At 60.3% G+C, this 20,167-nt stretch carries 15 protein-coding genes; 9 read left to right on the forward strand and 6 right to left on the reverse strand.

The window, feature by feature from the left end; all coding sequences use genetic code 11:
• Position 1: 1 nt before the first annotated feature.
• The 5 genes from NYR50_RS17925 to NYR50_RS17945 all read right to left on the reverse strand — a co-directional run bounded on the left by NYR50_RS17925 (position 2) and on the right by NYR50_RS17945 (position 7,064).
• On the reverse strand, positions 2–1,579 hold the full coding sequence (locus tag NYR50_RS17925; protein ID WP_418137762.1) for a cytochrome ubiquinol oxidase subunit I: 1,578 nt from the start codon (positions 1,577–1,579) through the stop codon (positions 2–4).
• Between the two features lie 67 nt (positions 1,580–1,646).
• Positions 1,647–3,338 carry an amino acid ABC transporter ATP-binding/permease protein gene (locus NYR50_RS17930; RefSeq protein ID WP_418137763.1) on the reverse strand — a complete coding sequence of 564 codons (1,692 nt, stop codon included), beginning with the start codon at positions 3,336–3,338 and terminating at the stop codon, positions 1,647–1,649.
• Positions 3,335–5,110, reverse strand: a complete 1,776-nt coding sequence (gene cydD, locus NYR50_RS17935; protein WP_418137764.1) for a thiol reductant ABC exporter subunit CydD — start codon at positions 5,108–5,110, stop codon at positions 3,335–3,337. Before cydD ends, NYR50_RS17930 begins: the two co-directional genes overlap by 4 nt.
• A gap of 17 nt (positions 5,111–5,127) precedes the next feature.
• A complete protein-coding gene (locus tag NYR50_RS17940; RefSeq protein ID WP_006313806.1) occupies positions 5,128–5,706 on the reverse strand; it encodes a GbsR/MarR family transcriptional regulator in 579 nt (192 codons plus the stop codon).
• A gap of 326 nt (positions 5,707–6,032) precedes the next feature.
• Positions 6,033–7,064 (reverse strand): L-idonate 5-dehydrogenase, encoded by a 1,032-nt coding sequence (locus tag NYR50_RS17945; RefSeq protein ID WP_174011094.1) that lies wholly within the window; start codon positions 7,062–7,064, stop codon positions 6,033–6,035.
• 212 nt (positions 7,065–7,276) lie between these two features.
• Between NYR50_RS17945 and NYR50_RS17950 the strand changes: the two genes are divergently transcribed.
• The 3 genes from NYR50_RS17950 to NYR50_RS17960 all read left to right on the forward strand — a co-directional run bounded on the left by NYR50_RS17950 (position 7,277) and on the right by NYR50_RS17960 (position 10,134).
• Positions 7,277–8,032 (forward strand): SDR family oxidoreductase, encoded by a 756-nt coding sequence (locus tag NYR50_RS17950; RefSeq protein WP_174011092.1) that lies wholly within the window; start codon positions 7,277–7,279, stop codon positions 8,030–8,032.
• 88 nt (positions 8,033–8,120) lie between these two features.
• The gene (locus NYR50_RS17955; RefSeq protein ID WP_418138269.1) at positions 8,121–9,053 is read left to right on the forward strand and encodes an NAD(P)-dependent oxidoreductase; all 933 of its coding nucleotides are present in this window, start codon (positions 8,121–8,123) and stop codon (positions 9,051–9,053) included.
• Positions 9,054–9,150: 97 nt separating this feature from the next.
• The gene (locus NYR50_RS17960; RefSeq protein ID WP_418137765.1) at positions 9,151–10,134 is read left to right on the forward strand and encodes an aldose 1-epimerase; all 984 of its coding nucleotides are present in this window, start codon (positions 9,151–9,153) and stop codon (positions 10,132–10,134) included.
• Between the two features lie 30 nt (positions 10,135–10,164).
• Here the strand turns inward: NYR50_RS17960 and NYR50_RS17965 are convergent, their stop codons facing one another.
• Positions 10,165–10,626 carry an Lrp/AsnC family transcriptional regulator gene (locus NYR50_RS17965; protein WP_006313784.1) on the reverse strand — a complete coding sequence of 154 codons (462 nt, stop codon included), beginning with the start codon at positions 10,624–10,626 and terminating at the stop codon, positions 10,165–10,167.
• Between the two features lie 167 nt (positions 10,627–10,793).
• On the opposite strand from NYR50_RS17965, the gene NYR50_RS17970 reads away from it, so the two are divergent.
• The 6 genes from NYR50_RS17970 to glgA all read left to right on the forward strand — a co-directional run bounded on the left by NYR50_RS17970 (position 10,794) and on the right by glgA (position 20,164).
• Positions 10,794–11,507, forward strand: coding sequence for an aspartate/glutamate racemase family protein (locus NYR50_RS17970; protein ID WP_418137766.1), 714 nt, complete (start codon positions 10,794–10,796; stop codon positions 11,505–11,507).
• Positions 11,508–12,278: a class II glutamine amidotransferase gene (locus tag NYR50_RS17975; RefSeq protein WP_418137767.1), complete on the forward strand. Its 771-nt coding sequence runs from the start codon at positions 11,508–11,510 to the stop codon at positions 12,276–12,278.
• Between the two features lie 484 nt (positions 12,279–12,762).
• Entirely contained in the window at positions 12,763–15,225 is a 2,463-nt protein-coding gene (locus tag NYR50_RS17980; RefSeq protein WP_006313780.1) for a glycogen/starch/alpha-glucan phosphorylase, read from the forward strand.
• A complete protein-coding gene (gene glgB, locus NYR50_RS17985) occupies positions 15,225–17,432 on the forward strand; it encodes a 1,4-alpha-glucan branching protein GlgB (protein ID WP_174011084.1) in 2,208 nt (735 codons plus the stop codon). Before NYR50_RS17980 ends, glgB begins: the two co-directional genes overlap by 1 nt.
• A gap of 21 nt (positions 17,433–17,453) precedes the next feature.
• Positions 17,454–18,716, forward strand: coding sequence for a glucose-1-phosphate adenylyltransferase (gene glgC / locus NYR50_RS17990; protein ID WP_092734090.1), 1,263 nt, complete (start codon positions 17,454–17,456; stop codon positions 18,714–18,716).
• 5 nt (positions 18,717–18,721) lie between these two features.
• Positions 18,722–20,164, forward strand: a complete 1,443-nt coding sequence (gene glgA / locus NYR50_RS17995) for a glycogen synthase GlgA (protein WP_174011082.1) — start codon at positions 18,722–18,724, stop codon at positions 20,162–20,164.
• Positions 20,165–20,167: the final 3 nt, after the last annotated feature.

Raw genomic sequence — 20,167 nt, forward strand, 5'->3', positions numbered from 1 at the left:
CTTACTCCGCAGCGACGAGTTTTTCAGGAACGAGCGGTGCCTCCGGCTCATGGTCCGGATCCGGCCCCTTGCGGATCGCCTTCAGCATCAGCCCCATTTCGACGATGAACAGCACCGTGTAGATGGCGATGAAACATAAAAGCGTAATCAGGACCGTCGAAGCGCTGAGGCTGGAGACGGCAGCGGCCGTTGGCAGCACGCCCTCGATGATCCACGGCTGGCGGCCAAATTCGGCGACCACCCAGCCCATTTCGGCGGCAATCCACGGCAGCGGAATGGCAAAGACCGCCACTTTCAGCAACAGCGGATAATGATCCAGCCGGCGGCGGGCAGAGAGATAGAAGAAGGTCGCCGTCAAAAGGATGAAGAACATGCCGAGGCCGACCATGATCCGGAACGACCAGAACAGGGTCGGCACATGCGGGATGGTATCAGCCGCAGCTTTCGCGATCTGTTCTTCGCTCGCCTGACGCGGATCGTCGACATAGCGCTTGAGCAGCAGCGCGTAGCCAAGTTCATGGCCGACTTCGGCGAAGGTGCCGCGCACCTCTTCGGGCAGCTGTGCGCCCTTGCCGGTGGCGCGGATCTGCATCAGCGCGTCATAGGCCTTGATGCCGTCGCGGATGCGGGTCTTGGCCTGCTCGACAAGATCGTTGATGCCTGGGATTTGCGTATCGAGCGAACGGGTGCCAATGAGGCCCATCACCCACGGGATCTTCACCGCAAAATGCGTCTCGCGCGCTTCCTGATCGGGAAAACCGATGGCCGTGAAGGGGGCGGGCGCCGGCTCGGTTTCCCACATGGCCTCGATGGAGGCGAGCTTCATCTTCTGGTGTTCTGTCGAGAGATAACCGCTTTCGTCCCCCAGCACGACGACCGAAAGCGCAGACGCTAGACCAAAGGAGGCGGCAACCGTCATCGACCGCTTGGCGAGATCGACGTGGCGGCCTTTCAGCACATACCAGGCGGAAACGCCGAGTACGAAGATGGAGGCCGTCACGTAGCCGGCGGAAACGGTGTGTACGAATTTCGCCTGCGCCACCGGGTTGAACAGGACCGCGAAAAAGTCAGTCACTTCCATGCGCATGGTCTGGGGATTGAAGGCGGAGCCCGTCGGGTTCTGCATCCAGCCATTGGCGATCAATATCCACAGCGCTGAGAAATTCGAACCGATCGCCACGCACCATGTCGCGACGAGATGGCCGAGTTTCGACAGCTTGTCCCAGCCGAAAAAGAACAGGCCGACGAAGGTGGCTTCCAGGAAGAAGGCCATCATGCCCTCGATCGCCAGCGGCGCGCCGAAGATATCGCCGACATAATGGCTGTAATAACTCCAGTTCATGCCGAACTGGAACTCCATGACGATGCCGGTGGAAACACCGAGCACGAAATTGATGCCGAACAGGGTGCCCCAGAATTTCGTCATCTGTCGCCAGATCGCCCGGCCGGTCATGACATAGACCGTCTCCATGATGGCGATCACCACCGACAGCCCGATCGTCAGGGGAACGAACAGGAAGTGATATAAAGCCGTCACTGCAAATTGCAGGCGCGACAGCGCTACTATGTCGAGTTCCATAGTCTTACCCACCTTTTCCGGAAGGCCGGCCTTCCATTTTCAAAACGACGCCGGCTCTCAAAAAATCTCAGTCCGGGCGCAGTGTCTCAAGCACTACGCCGTATTCCGGGGTGCCGCTTTGACATTGATCAAGTTGGCGTCCCTCTCTCAGCACGATGATACGATCGGCAAATTCCGCCTCGCGGCGATTATGGGTGATGATCAAGACAGTCTTTCCCTCTGCCCTCGCAAAGAGCCGGCCGAGCACGTCCCGGGCGGTTTCGCCGTCCAGCCCTTCCGTCACCTCGTCGAGAAGCCAGAGCGGCCTGTCGGCAAGCAGGAAACGGGCAAGCGCCAACCGGCGCGACTGGCCGCCGGAAAGACCCTGCCCGGCCTCGCCGAGCCTCGTTTCCAGCCCTTTCGGCAAGGTTCTGACGTGCTCGGCTAGACCCGCCGCCTCGAGCGCGTCCCATAACTCACGCCCCGTGGCCGCAGGTTTTGCCAGCCGCAGATTGTCGGCGATGCTGTCACGGAAAAGCTGGCTGCGCTGCGTCATCAGGGTGGATGGCAGAGCACGGACCGAACCCGCAGCCGGGCGCAACTCACCCGCCACCAGTTGGATGAGGCTCGTCTTGCCCGCGCCGCTTGCACCGACGATCGCGACCCGTTCCTCGCAGGCGATTGCAAGGTTGATATTCGTCAGGATCGGATTCTCATTCCCCTCCCGCTCCAGACGCACGCCTCTAAGCTCCGCCGCGATGCCACTCGCGGGCAAGGCAGGACAGTGTGCCTCGGCCGTTGCAGAAAGGCGCGGCGCAATACGCCTTGCGGAAAACAGCGTGCGGCCCAGCTCCATCGCCCCGCGGCGCAGCGCCGTGAAAGGCTCCAGCGCAGCGAAACAGACCAAAAGGCCAAGTGCGGCGGCCGGTGCGCTCACCGCCCCATGCTCCGCCAGCCAGGCCATGCCGAGAAGGGCGGCGCTCACGAGAATGGCCGCTGAAAGACCAAAGGAGAAACCGGCATTGGTCTCGATGCGGTTGAGGCGATCATCACAGGCGGCGAGATAGTCATCCGCCCGCTTTACCGCGGCAATCTGCGCGGAAAGCCGGCCCGTGGTCAGCAATTCCGTCTGTCCGCTCACCAGATCGGCCGCGCGGGCGCGTAACGCCTCGAGCCCGATGGCCCGCCGGCGCGAGAATTTTTCCGCTCTCAAGGCAGAGCGCGCAGAAATGCCCAGCCCCGCCGCAATGAGGAAGGTTGCCGCCAGCACACCGGCAAGCGGGTGCAGGAAAGCAAGCCCGAAGCCGGTCACGAGCGCGGCAAGGATGGCGACGGCGGCGGGAACCAGGACGCGCAGATAAAGTGAATCCAGCGCATCGATATCCGCCGTCAGCCGATTCAGCAGGCGCGCGGGCCGCGCCTCCAGAGATTTCGCCGCCTGCGGTGCGGCAAAACCGCGAAACAGTTTCTCCCGAAGCGCCGCAAGCACGGAAAGCGTGGCTTCGTGGGTCGTCATGCGCTCGCCATACCGGGCGGCGGTGCGCGCCAGCGCCAGAAGCCGAATAGCCGCTGAGGGGGCAAAAACATCAAAGGCGAAGGCCGTCGCCGGAAGCAGGCCGGCAATGGCCGTCGCGGTAATGAACCAGCCGGACACGCCGAGAAGACCGATGCCTGCCAGAACAGTCGTGACCGCCAGAACCGCACCCGCAAGCAGCATGCCGCGCCGTGTCGACCAGAACAGGGCGATGACGGGTCTCAATATGGCAAAACGCGTGATCATGGCTGCCCCCTCGAATGGATCGCCGTCATATCCACGATCCTGTCCATGCGTGCCGCAAGCACCGGATCATGGGTCGCGACGATCAATGTCCTGCCCTTTGCCAGTTGCAGCAGGTTATCCGTGACGAGAGCCGCCGTTTCCCGATCAAGATGCGCGGTCGGCTCATCGGCCAGGACAAGCTGCGTTGCCGGGTCTGCGAAAGCGCGCGCTATGGCAAGCCGCACCGCCTCCCCACCCGAAATGCCATATCCGCCGTCACCGATCTGCAAATGCCGGCGCGCCTGCGTCAATCCATCCAGCCCGGTGCGGTGCAGGGCCTCTTCCACCATGGCGTCGCTGACATCAGGGCGGCCAAAACGAATATTCGCCTTCAGGGACCCCGTAAAAAAGAACGGTTTCTGACTGACCCAGCCGATCGTTCCGCGCAACCCATCCGCCGTTGCATCATCAAGCGTGATACCGCCGATCCTGATTGCGCCCTCATCCGCCTCGGCCAGTCCGGCAATCAAGGAGAGTACAGTGGATTTGCCACAACCGGAAGGCCCAAGAATCGCAACTCTCTCACCCTGCTGAACCATCAGGTTGAAATTGCGGATGACAGGGGGAGCATTCGGGTAGGCAAAGGACAGGTCGTCCATCTCCAGCAGGCCTGATGTCGAAGATGGCGCGCGCACCACATCCGCACCCTCACCCACGATGGAAGCACCGCCGGCCGTTAAAGTGGCGAGCGCATTAAGTGACGCCTCGCCAGCCGCACGATCATGCCAGACGGCGGAGAGCTCGCGCAATGGCTCGAAAAAAGCGGGTGCAAGCAGCAGGATGAAGAGGCCTTCGGCCAGCGTAAGCTTTTCGCCCCAGGCGCCGAAATCGAGAAAACCGAGCAGGTGGAAACCGATATAAACGGCGGTCATGGCAACGCCGATCGCAGCGAAAAGCTCCAGCACGGCGGAGGAGAGGAAAGCGATCCTCAGAACGGCCATCGTTCGCTTCTTGAGGTTCTGGGCATCGGCACCGAGACGGGCCGCCGTCAGGTCAACGGCCTTGAGCGTGCGGATCGTTTCCAGCCCGCGCAGGCGATCGAGCAGGAAGGCATTCATATTGCCCGTCTCGGCCAGCTGCTTTTCACTGGCGGCCTTCGCCTGCCAGCCGATCAGGGCCATGAAAAGCGGGATGGTGGGCATGGCGAGCAGAAGCACAAGCGCCGCAATCCAGCTAAAGGGCAGGATGGTGAGCACGAAAACCAGGGGGACAATCGTGGCCTTCATGCGCGCCGGCTGGAACCGGGAAAGATAGGGTACCAGCGCTTCCGCAGCCTCCGCCACGATACCTGCCGCCTCACCCGAGGCCGTGCGCGACAGATCGAGCGGGGAAACCTTCGCCACCGCCTGCAACGCCTCGAACCGCCGCTGCGAAAGTGCTGCGCGCGCGGCCCGGAAGGACAGCCGCCCCGCGACTTTTTCCAGCCACGCCTTGAGAAGCCCGAGGATAAGGACCGCAACGGCCGCCGGCATGATCGCCATCATCGGCTCACCATCGGCAATTTTTCCAACTGAAAAGGCCAGCAGGCCAGCCTGCGGCAGCCAGAGCAGCGCCGGCAACACATGCAGCAGGGCGACGGATCTGCCAACCGCGGGCGCATGTTGCGTTTTTACCGCAGTCTTGTCGGGGGCAACGTTGCGCCGGGCTCTACCGAAGAACCGCCTTTGCCCGGCACCGGGCACGGGACAGTTTGCTGCATCACCATCGGCCGACCGGGGGATGTGTGCGGACATGGTCACGACCGATCACCTCACCCTTTCTTCTTCGTGCCGCGGGGTCTGGCAAGCGAGACGATCTTGTCTTTCGCCTCCAGAAGCTTCGTGACCTTGGAACCGAGCGCCAGAAGCGAGGCCAGCCTCTCCGTCTCCAGCCGCTTCACATCGTCATACCAGCCGGTCAGTTGCTCGATCAGCGTCTTCATCTCGTCGATGCGCCTTTGCGCATGCCGCTCATCTTCGTTTTCCGGCGTCTCCATCAGGATTTCGCGCAGCACGCTGAGGGTGGGATCGATCTCGCGCTTTTTCCGCTCTTCGGCTAGCGTGCGCAGAATCTGCCAGACATCATCAGGCGTCGTGAAAAAATCCCGCCTGTCGCCAGGAAAGTGCTTGAGAATTGCAAGGTTCCACGCCTGAAGTTCCTTCAGGCTCATCGACACGTTGGAACGGGAGATGCCAAGCGCCTCGACGATCTCGTCCGCACAGAGAGGCTGCGGCGAAATGTAAAGCAAAGCATAGACTTGCCCGACGGTGCGGTTGATTCCCCAGCGGCTGCCCATCTCGCCAAAATGCAGCACGAAGGACTGGACAAGCGGTGACAGGCTGGTTGGCATTTCTTCACTTCCTGAATTTTCAGTAATTTCTGAAATTTCGATAACGCAAAAAACCGCAGGCGGCAAATCACCTTTTTGACCTGCGTCAAAATGTGCAAACCGGTGGAGCGGATCGGCAAAGGACGGTCAGGGGCCGCAAAATATGAGACTGGAATCTCAGCACCAGAGCGGATTGCGCCGGTTGGGGCCGCGGCCTCATCGCAAATCCATGATATCGGTAACAGCGCCGCTGGATCGCGCCACGCCCAAAACCATGCAAAAAATCGGCGGCGGAATTATCCGCCGCCGATTAAAAATGGCTTCATCCCTGTTAGCAGCAAATGCTCTTAGGAAAAGGCGATCTGCACCTTCATGGCGCGGCTGCGATCCGAGGCGAATTCGAAGGCCGAGATGGCGTCGGCAAGATCGACGGTCTGGGTGATGAAAGGTTTGACGTCGATCAGGCCCTTGCGCATCAGCTCGACGCCGGTGGCGAATTCCTCGTGGAAGCGGAAGGAGCCGCGCAGGTCGAGTTCCTTGGCGGTAATCGCCATCATCGGCAGGCTCATATCGCCGCCAAGCCCGACCTGGACGATGATGCCGCGCGGCCGCAGTGCCGTAATGCCGCCGGCAAGCGCCACGGCCGCACCCGAGCATTCATAGAGAACATCGAAGGTGCCCTTGTTTGCGCCATAAGCGGCGAGCGCATCGGGCTCATCCTTGCTGTTGATGACACGGTCCGCCCCCGCTTCCCGCGCCTTGGCGAGCGTGAAGTCGGAAAGGTCGGTGGCGACGATTTCAGCCGCACCCGCCCGGCGCGCAGCCAGAATGGAAAGAATGCCGATGGGGCCGCAACCCGTGACGAGCACACGTTTTCCCAGCAAATCGCCGGCCCGGCGTGTGGCATGCAGCGTCACCGCCAGCGGTTCCGCCATGGCGGCTTCCCCGGCGCTGAGACCATCGGCCGGCACGCATTGCAGGGCGTCCGCCACCAGGATTTCACGGAACGCGCCCTGAATATGCGGGAAAGGCATGGCGCTGCCATAAAACCGCATGTTGAGGCACTGATTGTGCAGACCCTCCTGGCAGAAGCGGCAGGTTCGGCATGGGCGCGACGGCGAAACCGCCACCAGACCGCCGATCTTCAGCCCCTCAACGCCTTCGCCCAGTTCCTCGATGACGGCCGAAACCTCATGGCCCAGCACCATGGGTTCACGAAGCCGCACGGCGCCGAAACCGCCATGATTGTAATAGTGCAGATCACTGCCGCAGATTCCGCCCCTCGCCAGACGGAGCCGCACCTCGCCCTGACCCGGCTTTTCCTCCGGCCGGTCTTCGATGCGCACATCCTTTGCCCCGTGGGCGACAATCGCTTTCATGACAACTCCCGTTCAAGCGCCCGCCACTGCGGCGCATATTCCGCATCCAAATTGCTGCCACAAAGCGGACCTTGACCCGCCTTGCCAGTTCGCCACCGGCCCGATACGTACCGAAAACGGGCGCATCAGCCTTGACATCCGCCCTCAAACGGATGAATGTTATCGGTAACATATATCTTCAAGAATGAAATGTCGAGAGACTGGAGGAAACAGTGGGCCTTAATTTGTTCGATCTTTCCGGCCGCCGCGCCCTGATCACGGGTTCGTCCCAGGGCATCGGTTTCGCGCTGGCGCAAGGGCTTTCGGAAGCCGGGGCGGAAGTGGTGCTGAACGGGCGCGACGAAGCGAAGCTGAAAGCAGCCGCTGCCGGCATCAAGGGCGCGAGGACACTTGCCTTCGACGCCACCGATCATGGCGCGGTGCGCGAGGCCGTCGACCGCTTCGAGGCGGAGGTTGGCGCGATCGACATTCTCGTCAACAATGCCGGCATGCAGCACCGCACGCCGCTCGAGGATTTTCCGGCCGACGCCTTCGAGCGCCTGCTGCAAACCAACATCGCCTCGGTATTCCACGTCGGACAGGCAACCGCGCGCCACATGATTTCGCGCGGGCGCGGCAAGATCATCAATATTGCCAGCGTGCAGACAGCGCTTGCCCGTCCCGGCATCGCACCCTACACCGCCACCAAGGGTGCCGTCGGCAATCTGACCAAGGGCATGGCGACGGACTGGGCCAAATATGGCCTGCAGTGCAATGCCATTGCGCCCGGTTATTTCGATACCCCGCTCAACGCCGCCCTTGTCGCAGACGAGACCTTTTCGGCCTGGCTTGAAAAGCGCACGCCGGCCGGCCGCTGGGGCAAAGTGGAAGAGCTTGTCGGAGCCTGCATTTTCCTGTCGTCGGACGCGTCGTCCTTCGTGAACGGCCATATTCTCTATGTCGATGGCGGCATCACCGCCTCGCTCTAAAATGCCGTTTCCGGATGGGTGGCCCGCAGCCGCCATCCCGATGCAACCTGACGATACCACGACACCTTGGGAGGAGGCCGTGAACAGCATGACCGAGAAGAATAAAGTCGCCCTCATCGGTGCCGGCGCCATGGGCGGCGCGATTGGCACGCGGCTGGTCGAGACAGGCAATCACCTGACGGTTTTCGATCTGGACGCCGAAAAGGTCGCAGCACTGACCAGCCTTGGCGCGGAGAGCGCCCGCACCGCGGCGGAGGCGGCCGCCGTTTCCGACGTGGTCATCCTCAGCCTTAATTCGCCGAAAATCGTGCGCATCGCCGTCTTCGGCAAGGATGGGGCGGCGGCAGGCGCAAAACCCGGCACGCTGATCATCGACATGTCCTCCATCGACCCGGAAGCGACCAAGGAACTGGCGGCCGATGCTGCTGACAAGGGTCTGCGCTGGGTGGATAGCCCGCTTTCAGGCGGCGCACCCAAGGCGCTCATCGGGCAATTGACGCTGATGGCCGGCGGCAGCGAGAAGGATGTGGCCGATGCCCACCGCGTGCTGCAGCATGTGGCCAGCAACTACACCCATATGGGCCCCTGCGGCGCCGGGCAGACGACCAAGCTCATCAATCAGGTTCTTTGCGCCCTGAACTTCCTTGCGGTGGCGGAAGCAACGCAGCTTGCGCTGGATGCCGGCGTCGATGCCGCCAAAATTCCGCAGGCGCTGAAGGGCGGTCGCGCCGATAGCGCCATCCTTCAGGAATACATGCCGCGTTATGTGGCGAAGGATTACCGTCGCACCGGCCGCATCGACAATATGGTCAAGGACCTGAACGGCGCGCAGGATCTTGCCCGGCGCACCAACACGGCCATGCCGCTGACGGCGGTTTGCGCCGAGGTGCACCGCATGCTGACGGCGGCGGGGCTCGGCGGAGAAGACCAGGCCGCGCTGATGGAATTTTTCAGCGGCGCAAAACGAACCTTCCCTGACATTTTCATCACGAGCGCCACGGATGTGTGCGGCGCATCATAGCCATTGCGAAATGTCGCTGCAGCGAAGATGATCGGGCGAATCGGCGAGGCAATCGGCCCGGCCGTCGCAGATGCGTGCATGCAAAGGACAATTCCCGATGACCACTTCCGCAACAGGCACGGGGATTGCCGGTCTGACCGTTTCCGGCACCGGTTTTTGCGCCGATATCGCTTATGAGGGCGCAACGCTTCTCAGCTGGCGACCGCTCTCTGCCGATGGCGAAAAGGGCGAGGATTTGGTTGACGGATATCTGACAGCCGCAGAATTACAGTCGCAGAACGGCGTGAGAAACGGCATTCTTGCACCCTTCACCAACCGCATTCCGCAAGGCCGATATGATTTCGGCGGAGAAACGCACCACATCGAGCCGGTGCTTGACCATGAAGACCTTGTTTTCCACGGCTTCGCCCGCGCCCTGCCCTTTGTTCTCGACCAGTCATTCGAGGAAAATGGCGCGCAAATTCTCGTCTTCCGGACGGAAATCGCGCCTGGCGATTTCAAGGGTTACCCCTATCGGCTCACCATCGAGGTGGAGTATCGTTTTGCTGGCCACGACGTCACCATCGACATACGCGGCATCAATCGCGGCGACCGGCCTTTGCCTTTCGCCGCCGGCTGGCATCCCTATTTTCGCCTGCCCGGCACGACCTCCATCGATGACCTTCTTCTCACGCTGCCCTCGCGAACCGCGATCGAAACGGACGACAATCTCATTCCCCTGCGGGATCAGCAGGGCGGCATCGTCACACGGGACGACACCCGCTTTCTTGATGCGCCGCTATCCGGTCATGTGGCGGATGTCTGTTTCACCGACCTGATCGCATCCGAAAGCGGACTTTACGAGACGCGGTTAGAAAACTGGCATAACGGTTCGAGCCTCACGGTCTGGCAGGAGCGTGGCCACATGCATGTCTTCACCGGCGATACGCTCGCCCGCGACAGGCGGCGATCCATCGCACTCGAACCGGTGGAAACGCCCACCAATGCCTTCAACCATAGGGAACTCGCAGCTGCAATTACCTTGCAACCGGGCGAAACGCGCAGCTTCCGCTTCGGCGTCCGTTTTGAGGCGGGCCGCTGAGAGGGGCGCCGACAGGAGCTCAATGATCCCTCAGATATGCGTCGTCGGCAGCGACGAAGACAGCTTCACCGTCTCCATGGAGATATAGGCGGACATGTCGTAAAGCTGGACGCGGCGCAGGATCTGTTTGTAGACCGTGTCGTAATATTCGACATTCGGCAGCACCAGTTTCAGAATATAGTCGAAATTGCCGGTCAGCCGGTGAACCTCGACGATCTCAGGTATGGTGCTGACGGCGGCATGGAACCTGTCCAGCCAGTCTTCCGCATGCAGGCCCGTCCTCACGAGTAGAAAAACCGTGGTCGGAAGGTTGATCTTCCGCCGGTCGAGCAGTGCCATCGTGCCCGTCACGTACCCCTCCGTGCGCAGCCGCGTGATACGGCGCGAACAGGCGGATAACGACAGGGAAACCTGCTCCGCAATGTCGGCGAGCGGCGTTTCGGCATTTTCCTGGAGAATCGCAAGGATTCGGCGGTCGCGATCATCAATCATCCGGAAAGAATGCACAGGTTAACGCAATAACGCAAGAATTTTGCAGAGTTTGCGCAAATACCGCCTCTTACTTGCATACGCAGCCTGAAAACCATGAAAAAACGCACGCCGTTTTCGTGGCGGCGATGGCATTCTTGTCTTCAATCAAACTCGATAAGGGGAAACTTATGAAACGCATCGGCCTGATCGGCGGCATGAGCTGGGAATCCACCGCAACCTATTACCGCATGATCAACGAGGCCGTGCGCGACAGTCGCGGCGGTCTGGTCTCGGCTGATATCGTCATGCATTCGCTCGATTTTTCCGAGGTTGTCGCCCTTCAGAAGGCTGACCGCTGGGATGAGGCCGGTGCGCTTCTGGGCGCTGCCGGTGCGCGCCTTGCCAATGCCGGTGCCGATTGTGTGCTGATCTGCACCAACACCATGCATCTCGTTGCGGACACCGTTGAGAAGATGTCGGGCGTCGCGCTCATCGACATCATCGACGAAACGGCCGCCGCCCTGAAGGCGGACGGGCGCCGCAAGCCGCTGCTGCTTGCCACCCGCTACACGATGGAACATGGTTTCTATACCGATCGCATGCGCCACCACGGCGTCGACGTGGTCGTGCCCGAAGCGGACGACCGCGCTGCGATCCATGACATCATTTTCGGCGAACTGTGCCAGGGCGAAATCAAGTCCTGCTCGCGCGAACGCTACCTTGCCGTCATCGAAAAGGCTCGTGCACTGGGCGTCGATTCCGTCATTCTCGGCTGCACGGAAATTTCACTGCTGATCGATCCCGATACGCTGCCGCTGCCGGGGTATGATTCGACCGCCATTCACGCGAAGGCCGCCGTCGACTTCGCGCTCGGAGACAAGGCATTCGACAGAGCCGCATGAATGTGCCGCCTTTTTGCCTATTCCGGTAAACCGGTCTGGCTCGACAGCCTGCTGATCGAGCCGGAAGCGTCATTGGTCAGCCAGTCCATGGCCGCAAGAGAAGCAAAAACCGTCGTCAACGGCGATGGCTGCGGCCTTGGCTGGTATGGCGAACGGGGAACGCCCGGCGTGTTTCGCGACACCAGGCCCGCCTGGTCCGATGCCAATCTGGCAGCGCTCTGCCAGCAATTGCGCTCCGGCATGTTCATGGCCCATGTCCGCTCCGCCACATCTGGCGAGGTATCCCGCGCCAATTGCCATCCCTTTGCGCATGGCCAATATCTGTTCATGCATAACGGCCAGATCGGCGGTTACGAGCAGATAAGGCGCGACATCGATTCCCTTATCCCTGACGATATCTACGCATCCCGGCGGGGCACCGGCGACAGCGAAGCCATTTTCCTGATTGCCGCCGGCCTTGGTCTCGATGCCGATCCGGTTCGCGCCATTTCTACCGCGCTTCGCCTCTGCCAGGAAAAGATGGTTGCGGCGGGCGTCTCTTCGGCTCTGCGCTTCAGCGCGGTGCTGATGGATGGCGATTGCGTGCATGCCTTCCGCTGGTCGAGCGACGACAAACCGCCGACCCTCTACTGGCGCGGGTTGGAAGAGGGCATTGCTTTGAGTTCCGAACCCTTTTCCTTCGATTGCACTCCCTGGTGCGCCGTTCCACCGAACACCAGCGTGACGATCCGCGCAGGCGAAATGGTGGCGCGGCCTTTTTGCCTGGGTTGAACACGTTATTATCGCCCGGTTTCGCGTAACCGCCACCAGGGACCGGTGCGGCTGCGGCGAACACCCATTTATTTTCATTGAACTTTTGCAGCCGCGAAGGCTAGTGTGTGGTTCAGGGCATCAGACTGAAACCGACAAGCGGTTTTCGATCCGGTGTTTAAACATGATAATTGAGCGAAACAGATTTCAGGACCGGTGAACCATTTATAAAGTGTTGCAGCCTCTTTCCCTTTTTTGAACGATGCCCGGCATCGCAACGACCACGCAAACCTCTTCGGTAACGGCGGATAAAGGGCCGGCAATGCCTTGCGCGATCCTTGGGACGCGGAAGAAAAAGTCTTATTTTTCATAATCCTAAGCCGTTCAACTTTCTGTAAAAATTGCTGTTGCCACGCCTCCATATCGATGCATAAACTGGCATCAGCAAAGGCAACACGGATCGACCTCTCAGACCCTCTCCTCCCACCAAGGTGCTGACCGACCAATGATCAATAATCTTACCGCCGCCGATCTTCCCCGCCCCGCCCCGCGCAGTTCCAACCCGGAAATCATGGCCGCGGAAATCATCGAGCGACTGACCTACCGCATCGGCAAGGACGTCAAGGTTGCGAAACCGCACGACTGGCTTACCGCAACCATCCTCGTCGTGCGCGACCGCATCATCGACAAATGGATGGCATCCACCCGCAAGGCCTATGCCGACAATTCCAAGCGCGTTTATTATCTGTCGCTGGAATTCCTGATCGGCCGCCTGATGCGCGACGCCATCTCCAATATCGGCCTGATGCATGAAATCCGCGATGCGCTGTCCTCTCTTGGGGTCGATCTGGATGTCATTGCCGGTCTTGAGCCGGATGCCGCACTCGGCAATGGCGGCCTTGGCCGTCTCGCCGCCTGCTTCATGGAATCCATGGCGACCGTCGATATCCCCGCCTATGGTTATGGCATTCGTTACGTGCACGGCCTCTTCCGCCAGCAGATGGCCGATGGCTGGCAGGTGGAACTGCCGGAAACCTGGCTGGCGCATGGCAATCCCTGGGAATTCGAGCGCCGCGAAAGCTCCTATGAAATCGGCTTCGGCGGATCGGTAGAGACGATCGGCGGATATGAAGATCCGCAGCGTTTCGTCTGGAAACCGGCCGAACGTGTGATCGCCATGGCCTATGACACGCCGGTCGTCGGCTGGCGCGGCACCCGCGTCAACACGCTGCGGTTATGGTCCGCGCAACCTATCGACCCCATTCTCTTGGCCGCCTTCAATGCCGGCGACCATATCGGCGCATTGCGCGAGAGCAACAAGGCGGAAAGCCTGACGCGGGTTCTCTACCCTGCGGACGCGACCCCGGCCGGGCAGGAACTGCGCCTGCGGCAGGAATTCTTCTTCTCCTCCGCCTCGCTGCAGGACATTCTGCGCCGTCACCTGCAGCAATATCCTGACTTCACCTCGCTGCCGGACAAGGTCTCGATCCAGCTCAACGATACACATCCGGCCATTTCCATCTGCGAAATGATACGCCTGCTCTGCGATGTGCACGGTCTTGAATTCGACGAGGCCTGGAAGATTACCCAGGGCACCTTCTCCTACACCAACCACACGCTTCTGCCCGAAGCGCTGGAAAGCTGGCCGGTGCCGCTGCTCGAGCGTCTTCTTCCAAGACATATGCAGATCGTCTACGCGATCAATGCCAATACGCTGCTCTTTGCCCGCAAGGAAAAGAAGATGGCAGATCAGCAAATCCGCTCGATCTCGCTGATCGATGAAGGCGGCGAGCGCCGCGTGCGCATGGGCAATCTCGCCTTCATCGGCTCGCATTCCATCAATGGCGTTTCGGCGCTTCATACCGAGTTGATGAAGGAAACGGTCTTTGCCGACCTGCACAGCCTCTATCCTGAACGGATCAACAACAAAACCAACGGCATTACACCACGCCGCTGGCTGATGCAGTGCAACCCCGGCCTCACCGGGTTGATTCGGGAAGCGATCGGCGACGATTTCCTCGACGATGCGGAAAAGCTCATCGCGCTTGACCGTTTCGCCGACGATGCCGGTTTCCGTGAGAAATTCGCCGAAGTGAAGCGCCTGAACAAGGTGCGCCTCGCCAACACGGTGGCGCAGCGCATGGGCATCCGCGTCGACCCTTCCGCCATGTTCGACATCCAGATCAAGCGCATCCACGAATATAAGCGCCAGCTTCTGAACCTTATCGAAACGGTGGCGCTTTACGACCAGATCCGTTCCCACCCGGAACTGGATTGGGTGCCGCGCGTTAAGTTCTTCGCAGGCAAGGCGGCGCCGAGTTATCACAACGCGAAGCTGATCATCAAGCTTGCCAACGATATTGCCCGGGTCATCAACAACGACCCGGCCGTGCGCGGGCTTTTGAAGGTGGTGTTTATTCCGAACTACAACGTCTCGCTTGCGGAAATCATGGTTCCCGCCGCCGATCTTTCGGAACAGATTTCGACCGCCGGCATGGAAGCGTCCGGAACCGGCAACATGAAATTTGCCCTGAACGGCGCGCTCACCATCGGCACGCTCGATGGCGCCAATGTCGAAATGCTCGAACATGTCGGCGCTGACAACATCGTCATCTTCGGCATGACGGCGGAAGAAGTCTCCAGGGCTCGCGCCGAAGGCCACAATCCCCGCGCCATCATCGAAGGGTCTGCGGAATTGTCGCAGGCGCTGTCATCAATCGCGTCGGGTGTGTTTTCACCGGATGACCGTTCGCGGTTTTCCGCCCTGATGGATGGCATCTACAACAGCGACTGGTTCATGGTGGCTGCCGATTTCGACGCCTATGCCGATGCACAGCGCAAGGTGGACGCGATCTGGAGCGATCAGGATAGCTGGAATACGAAAGCAGTGCGCAACACGGCGCGTATGGGCTGGTTCTCGTCCGACAGGACGATCCGCCAATATGCCACCGAGATCTGGAGAGCCTGATGAAAAAACCGCTCAATTCGGCCGAAGAGAAAAAGACTGGCGACATCACGAAGGCTGAAATCGAGGCGATCAAGAGCGGTTTGCACTCCAATCCCTTTGCCCTTCTCGGCGTTCACGAAACGCCGGAAGGGTTTTCCGCCCGCTGTTTCATTCCCGGTGCCGAGGAGGTTTCCGTCCTGACGCTGGACGGAAATTTCGTGGGCGAATTAAAGCAGATCGATCCGGACGGTTTTTTCGAAGGCCGGATCGATCTTTCAAAGCGCCAGCCGGTGCGTTACCGCGCCTGCCGCGATGATGCCGAATGGGCGGTGACCGACCCTTACAGCTTCGGCCCGGTTCTCGGCCCCATGGACGATTATTTCGTCCGCGAGGGTTCGCATCTGCGGCTGTTCGACAGGATGGGCGCGCATCCGCTGAAGCTTGAGGGCGTGGAAGGTTTCCACTTTGCGGTCTGGGCTCCCAATGCCAGGCGCGTTTCCGTCGTCGGCGATTTCAACAATTGGGATGGCCGCCGGCATGTGATGCGCTTCCGCAAGGATACCGGCATCTGGGAAATCTTTGCGCCTGACGTCTATGCCGGCTGCGCCTACAAATTCGAAATCCTCGGTGCGAACGGCGAGCTTCTGCCGCTGAAGGCCGACCCCTATGCGCGGCGCGGTGAATTGCGGCCGAAGAACGCTTCGGTCACTGCGCCGGAACTGACGCAAAAATGGGAAGACCAGGCCCATCGCGAACATTGGGCACAGGTGGACCAGCGCCGCCAGCCGATCAGCATCTATGAGGTGCATGCCGGTTCCTGGCAGCGCCGTGAGGACGGCACCTTCCTCAGCTGGGATGAACTGGCCGCGCAGCTCATTCCCTATTGTACCGATATGGGCTTCACCCATATCGAGTTCTTGCCGATTACCGAACATCCCTATGATCCCTCCTGGGGTTACCAGACGACCGGCCTTTATGCCCCGACCGCCCGTTTCGGTGATCCGGAAGGTTTTGCGCGTTTCGTCAATGGCGCCCACAAGGTCGGCATAGGTGTTCTGCTGGACTGGGTTCCCGCGCACTTCCCCACCGACGAGCACGGGCTGCGCTGGTTCGACGGCACGGCGCTTTACGAACATGCCGATCCGCGCCAGGGTTTTCATCCCGACTGGAACACGGCCATCTATAATTTCGGCCGCATCGAGGTGATGTCCTACCTCATCAACAACGCGCTTTATTGGGCCGAGAAATTCCATCTCGACGGCCTGCGTGTCGATGCAGTCGCCTCGATGCTCTATCTCGATTATTCCCGCAAGGAAGGCGAGTGGATCCCCAACGAATATGGCGGGCGCGAAAACCTCGAATCCGTCCGTTTCCTGCAGAAGATGAATTCACTGGTCTACGGCACTCATCCGGGCGTTATGACCATTGCAGAGGAATCCACCTCCTGGCCGAAAGTGTCCCAGCCCGTTCACGAGGGCGGGCTTGGTTTCGGCTTCAAATGGAACATGGGCTTCATGCACGACACGCTGAGTTATTTCTCGCGTGAGCCGGTGCACCGCAAATTCCACCATCAGGAACTGACCTTCGGGTTGCTTTACGCCTTCACCGAAAATTTCGTGCTGCCGCTTTCCCATGACGAGGTGGTGCACGGCAAGGGATCGCTGATCGCCAAGATGTCGGGCGACGATTGGCAGAAATTCGCCAATCTCCGGTCCTATTACGGCTTCATGTGGGGTTATCCCGGCAAGAAGCTGCTGTTCATGGGGCAGGAGTTCGCCCAGTGGAGCGAATGGAGCGAAAAGGGATCGCTCGACTGGAACCTTCGCCAATATCCGATGCATGAAGGCATGCGCCGCCTCGTGCGCGATCTCAACCTCACCTATCGATCCAAAGCCGCCCTGCACGCCCGTGACTGCGAACCCGACGGCTTCCGCTGGCTTGTCGTCGACGATCACGAGAATTCCGTCTTCGCCTGGCTGCGCACGGCGCCAGGCGAAAAACCGGTGGCGGTCATCTGCAATCTGACCCCGGTCTATCGGGAAAACTATTATGTGCCGCTGCCCCAGGCCGGGCGGTGGAGGGAGATTCTCAACACCGATGCCGAAATTTATGGCGGCAGCGGCAAGGGAAATGGCGGACGCGTTCAGGCGGTCGATGCCGGCGGAGAAATCGGGGCGATGCTCGTCCTGCCACCGCTTGCCACGATCATGCTCGAACCGGAAAACTGACAGACAGAGAGGGAGGACACCATGTCGGAAAAAAGAGTTCAGCCTTTGGCGCGTGATGCAATGGCCTATGTCCTCGCAGGCGGAAGAGGAAGCCGCCTGAAGGAACTGACGGACCGCCGGGCAAAACCCGCCGTTTATTTCGGCGGCAAGGCGCGCATCATCGATTTTGCGCTCTCCAACGCGCTCAATTCCGGCATTCGCCGCATCGGCGTCGCCACGCAATACAAGGCGCATTCCCTTATCCGACACCTGCAGCGTGGCTGGGATTTCTTCCGCCCCGAACGTAACGAGAGCTTCGACATTCTGCCGGCCTCCCAGCGTGTTTCCGAAACGCAATGGTACGAAGGCACCGCCGACGCGGTTTACCAGAACATCGACATCATAGAGCCCTATGCCCCGGAATATATGGTCATTCTGGCCGGCGACCATATTTACAAAATGGACTACGAATACATGCTGCAGCAGCATGTCGATTCCGGTGCCGACGTCACGATCGGCTGCCTTGAAGTACCGCGCATGGAAGCGACCGGCTTCGGCGTGATGCATGTGAACGAAAAAGACGAGATCATCAACTTCATCGAAAAACCGGCCGATCCGCCCGGCATTCCCGGCAATGAAGGTTTTGCGCTCGCCTCGATGGGCATCTACGTCTTCCACACGAAGTTCCTGATGGAAGCGCTGCGTCGCGATGCCGCCGACCCGACCTCCAGCCGCGACTTCGGCAAGGACATCATTCCCTATATCGTCGAACACGGCAAAGCCGTTGCGCACCGCTTCGCGGATTCCTGCGTGCGTTCGGATTTCGAGCACGAACCCTACTGGCGCGACGTCGGCACCATCGATGCCTATTGGCAGGCCAATATCGACCTCACGGATGTGGTGCCGGACCTCGATATCTACGACAAGTCCTGGCCGATCTGGACCTATGCCGAAATCACCCCGCCGGCGAAATTCGTGCATGACGATGAAGATCGCCGTGGTTCGGCCGTATCGTCGGTCGTCTCGGGCGACTGCATCATTTCCGGTGCAGCGCTCAACCGCAGCCTGCTGTTCACAGGCGTGCGCGCCAATTCATACTCCCGCCTTGAGAATGCCGTAGTACTGCCGAGTGTGAAGATCGGGCGTCATGCCCAGCTCAGCAATGTCGTCATCGACCATGGCGTGGTCATTCCGGAAGGACTGATTGTAGGAGAAGACCCCGAACTGGATGCCAAACGCTTCCGCCGTACGGAAAGCGGCATCTGCCTTATCACCCAATCGATGATCGACAAGCTGGACCTGTAGAGCCCATGAATGTCCTTTCGGTTTCATCCGAAGTCTATCCCCTGATCAAGACCGGAGGGCTCGCCGACGTTGTTGGCGCTCTCCCCATCGCGCTCGAAGCCCATGGCGTCAGAACGCGGACATTGATACCCGGCTATCCGGCAGTGAAAGCCGCCGTGACGGACCCCGTCAAATGTTTTGAGTTCACCGATCTGCTTGGCGAAAAAGCCGATGTGCTCGAAGTGCGGCATGAGGGGCTGGACCTCCTCATTCTTGACGCGCCGGCCTATTACGAGCGCTCCGGCGGCCCCTATCTCGACCAGACCGGCAAGGATTATCCCGATAACTGGAAGCGCTTTGCGGCGCTGTCCCTGGCTGCGGCCCGCATTGCCGCCGGCGCGCTTCCCGGCTGGCGGCCGGATATGGTGCATGCGCATGACTGGCAGGCTGCGCTCGCGCCGGTCTATATGCGTTATGCCGAAACACCTGAGATACCGAGCCTTCTCACCATCCACAATATCGCCTTTCAGGGCCAGTTCGGCGCGAATATCTTCGCCAAGCTTGGGCTTCCCGCCCATGCCTTCGGCATGGATGGCGTCGAATATTATAATGATGTGAGCTTCCTCAAGGGTGGCCTGCAGACGGCATGGGCGCTCAGCACCGTCAGCCCGTCCTATGCCGAGGAAATCCTCACCCCGGAATTCGGCATGGGACTGCACGGCGTCATCGGCAGCCGCGCCCATGTGCTGCACGGCATCGTCAACGGCATCGACGCTGACGTCTGGAACCCGGCCACCGATCATCTGATCCACGACAATTTCTCAGCCGCCAACATCAAGAACCGTGCCCTCAACAAGAAGGCGGTCGCCGAACATTTCCGCATCGATGATGATGACAGCCCGCTATTCTGCGTCATCTCCCGCCTGACCTGGCAGAAGGGCATCGACCTCATGGCGGAAGCCGTGGACGAGATCGTTGCCCTCGGCGGTCGTCTCGTCGTGCTGGGAGCGGGCGAAGTGGCGCTGGAAGGCGCGCTTCTGGCGGCGGCATCCCGCCACCATGGACGCGTCGGTGTTGCCATCGGTTACAACGAGCCGCTGTCGCATCTCATGCAGGCGGGTTGCGACGCGATCATCATTCCCTCTCGCTTCGAGCCCTGCGGCCTGACCCAGCTTTACGCATTGCGTTACGGCTGCATTCCGGTGGTCGCGCGCACCGGTGGCCTTGCCGATACGGTGATCGACGCCAACCACGCTGCCATCGCCCATAAATCGGCGACCGGCGTGCAATTTTCACCCGTCACACTCGACGGTCTGAAACAGGCGATCCGCCGGACCGTCCGTTATTATCACGACCCGAAACTGTGGACACAAATGCAGAAGCTTGGGATGAAATCCGATGTTTCCTGGGAAAAAAGCGCCGGCCTCTACGCCGCGCTTTACAGCCAGCTTATTTCGAAAGGCCATTGAACC

The organism is Agrobacterium sp. El2ro-1b (assembly GCF_048298475.1).
Taxonomy (GTDB): domain Bacteria; phylum Pseudomonadota; class Alphaproteobacteria; order Rhizobiales; family Rhizobiaceae; genus Agrobacterium; species Agrobacterium fabrum.

Excerpts from the sequence above, each read along its gene's own strand:
- NYR50_RS17925 (WP_418137762.1), bottom strand. The coding sequence starts at position 1,579 with ATGGAACTCGACATAGTAGCGCTGTCGCGCCTGCAATTTGCAGTGACG.
- NYR50_RS17930 (WP_418137763.1), bottom strand. The coding sequence starts at position 3,338 with ATGATCACGCGTTTTGCCATATTGAGACCCGTCATCGCCCTGTTCTGG.
- cydD (WP_418137764.1), bottom strand. The coding sequence starts at position 5,110 with ATGTCCGCACACATCCCCCGGTCGGCCGATGGTGATGCAGCAAACTGT.
- NYR50_RS17940 (WP_006313806.1), bottom strand. The coding sequence starts at position 5,706 with ATGCCAACCAGCCTGTCACCGCTTGTCCAGTCCTTCGTGCTGCATTTT.
- NYR50_RS17945 (WP_174011094.1), bottom strand. The coding sequence starts at position 7,064 with ATGAAAGCGATTGTCGCCCACGGGGCAAAGGATGTGCGCATCGAAGAC.
- NYR50_RS17955 (WP_418138269.1), top strand. The coding sequence starts at position 8,121 with ATGACCGAGAAGAATAAAGTCGCCCTCATCGGTGCCGGCGCCATGGGC.
- NYR50_RS17960 (WP_418137765.1), top strand. The coding sequence starts at position 9,151 with ATGACCACTTCCGCAACAGGCACGGGGATTGCCGGTCTGACCGTTTCC.
- NYR50_RS17965 (WP_006313784.1), bottom strand. The coding sequence starts at position 10,626 with ATGATTGATGATCGCGACCGCCGAATCCTTGCGATTCTCCAGGAAAAT.
- NYR50_RS17970 (WP_418137766.1), top strand. The coding sequence starts at position 10,794 with ATGAAACGCATCGGCCTGATCGGCGGCATGAGCTGGGAATCCACCGCA.
- NYR50_RS17975 (WP_418137767.1), top strand. The coding sequence starts at position 11,508 with ATGTGCCGCCTTTTTGCCTATTCCGGTAAACCGGTCTGGCTCGACAGC.
- NYR50_RS17980 (WP_006313780.1), top strand. The coding sequence starts at position 12,763 with ATGATCAATAATCTTACCGCCGCCGATCTTCCCCGCCCCGCCCCGCGC.
- glgB (WP_174011084.1), top strand. The coding sequence starts at position 15,225 with ATGAAAAAACCGCTCAATTCGGCCGAAGAGAAAAAGACTGGCGACATC.
- glgC (WP_092734090.1), top strand. The coding sequence starts at position 17,454 with ATGTCGGAAAAAAGAGTTCAGCCTTTGGCGCGTGATGCAATGGCCTAT.
- glgA (WP_174011082.1), top strand. The coding sequence starts at position 18,722 with ATGAATGTCCTTTCGGTTTCATCCGAAGTCTATCCCCTGATCAAGACC.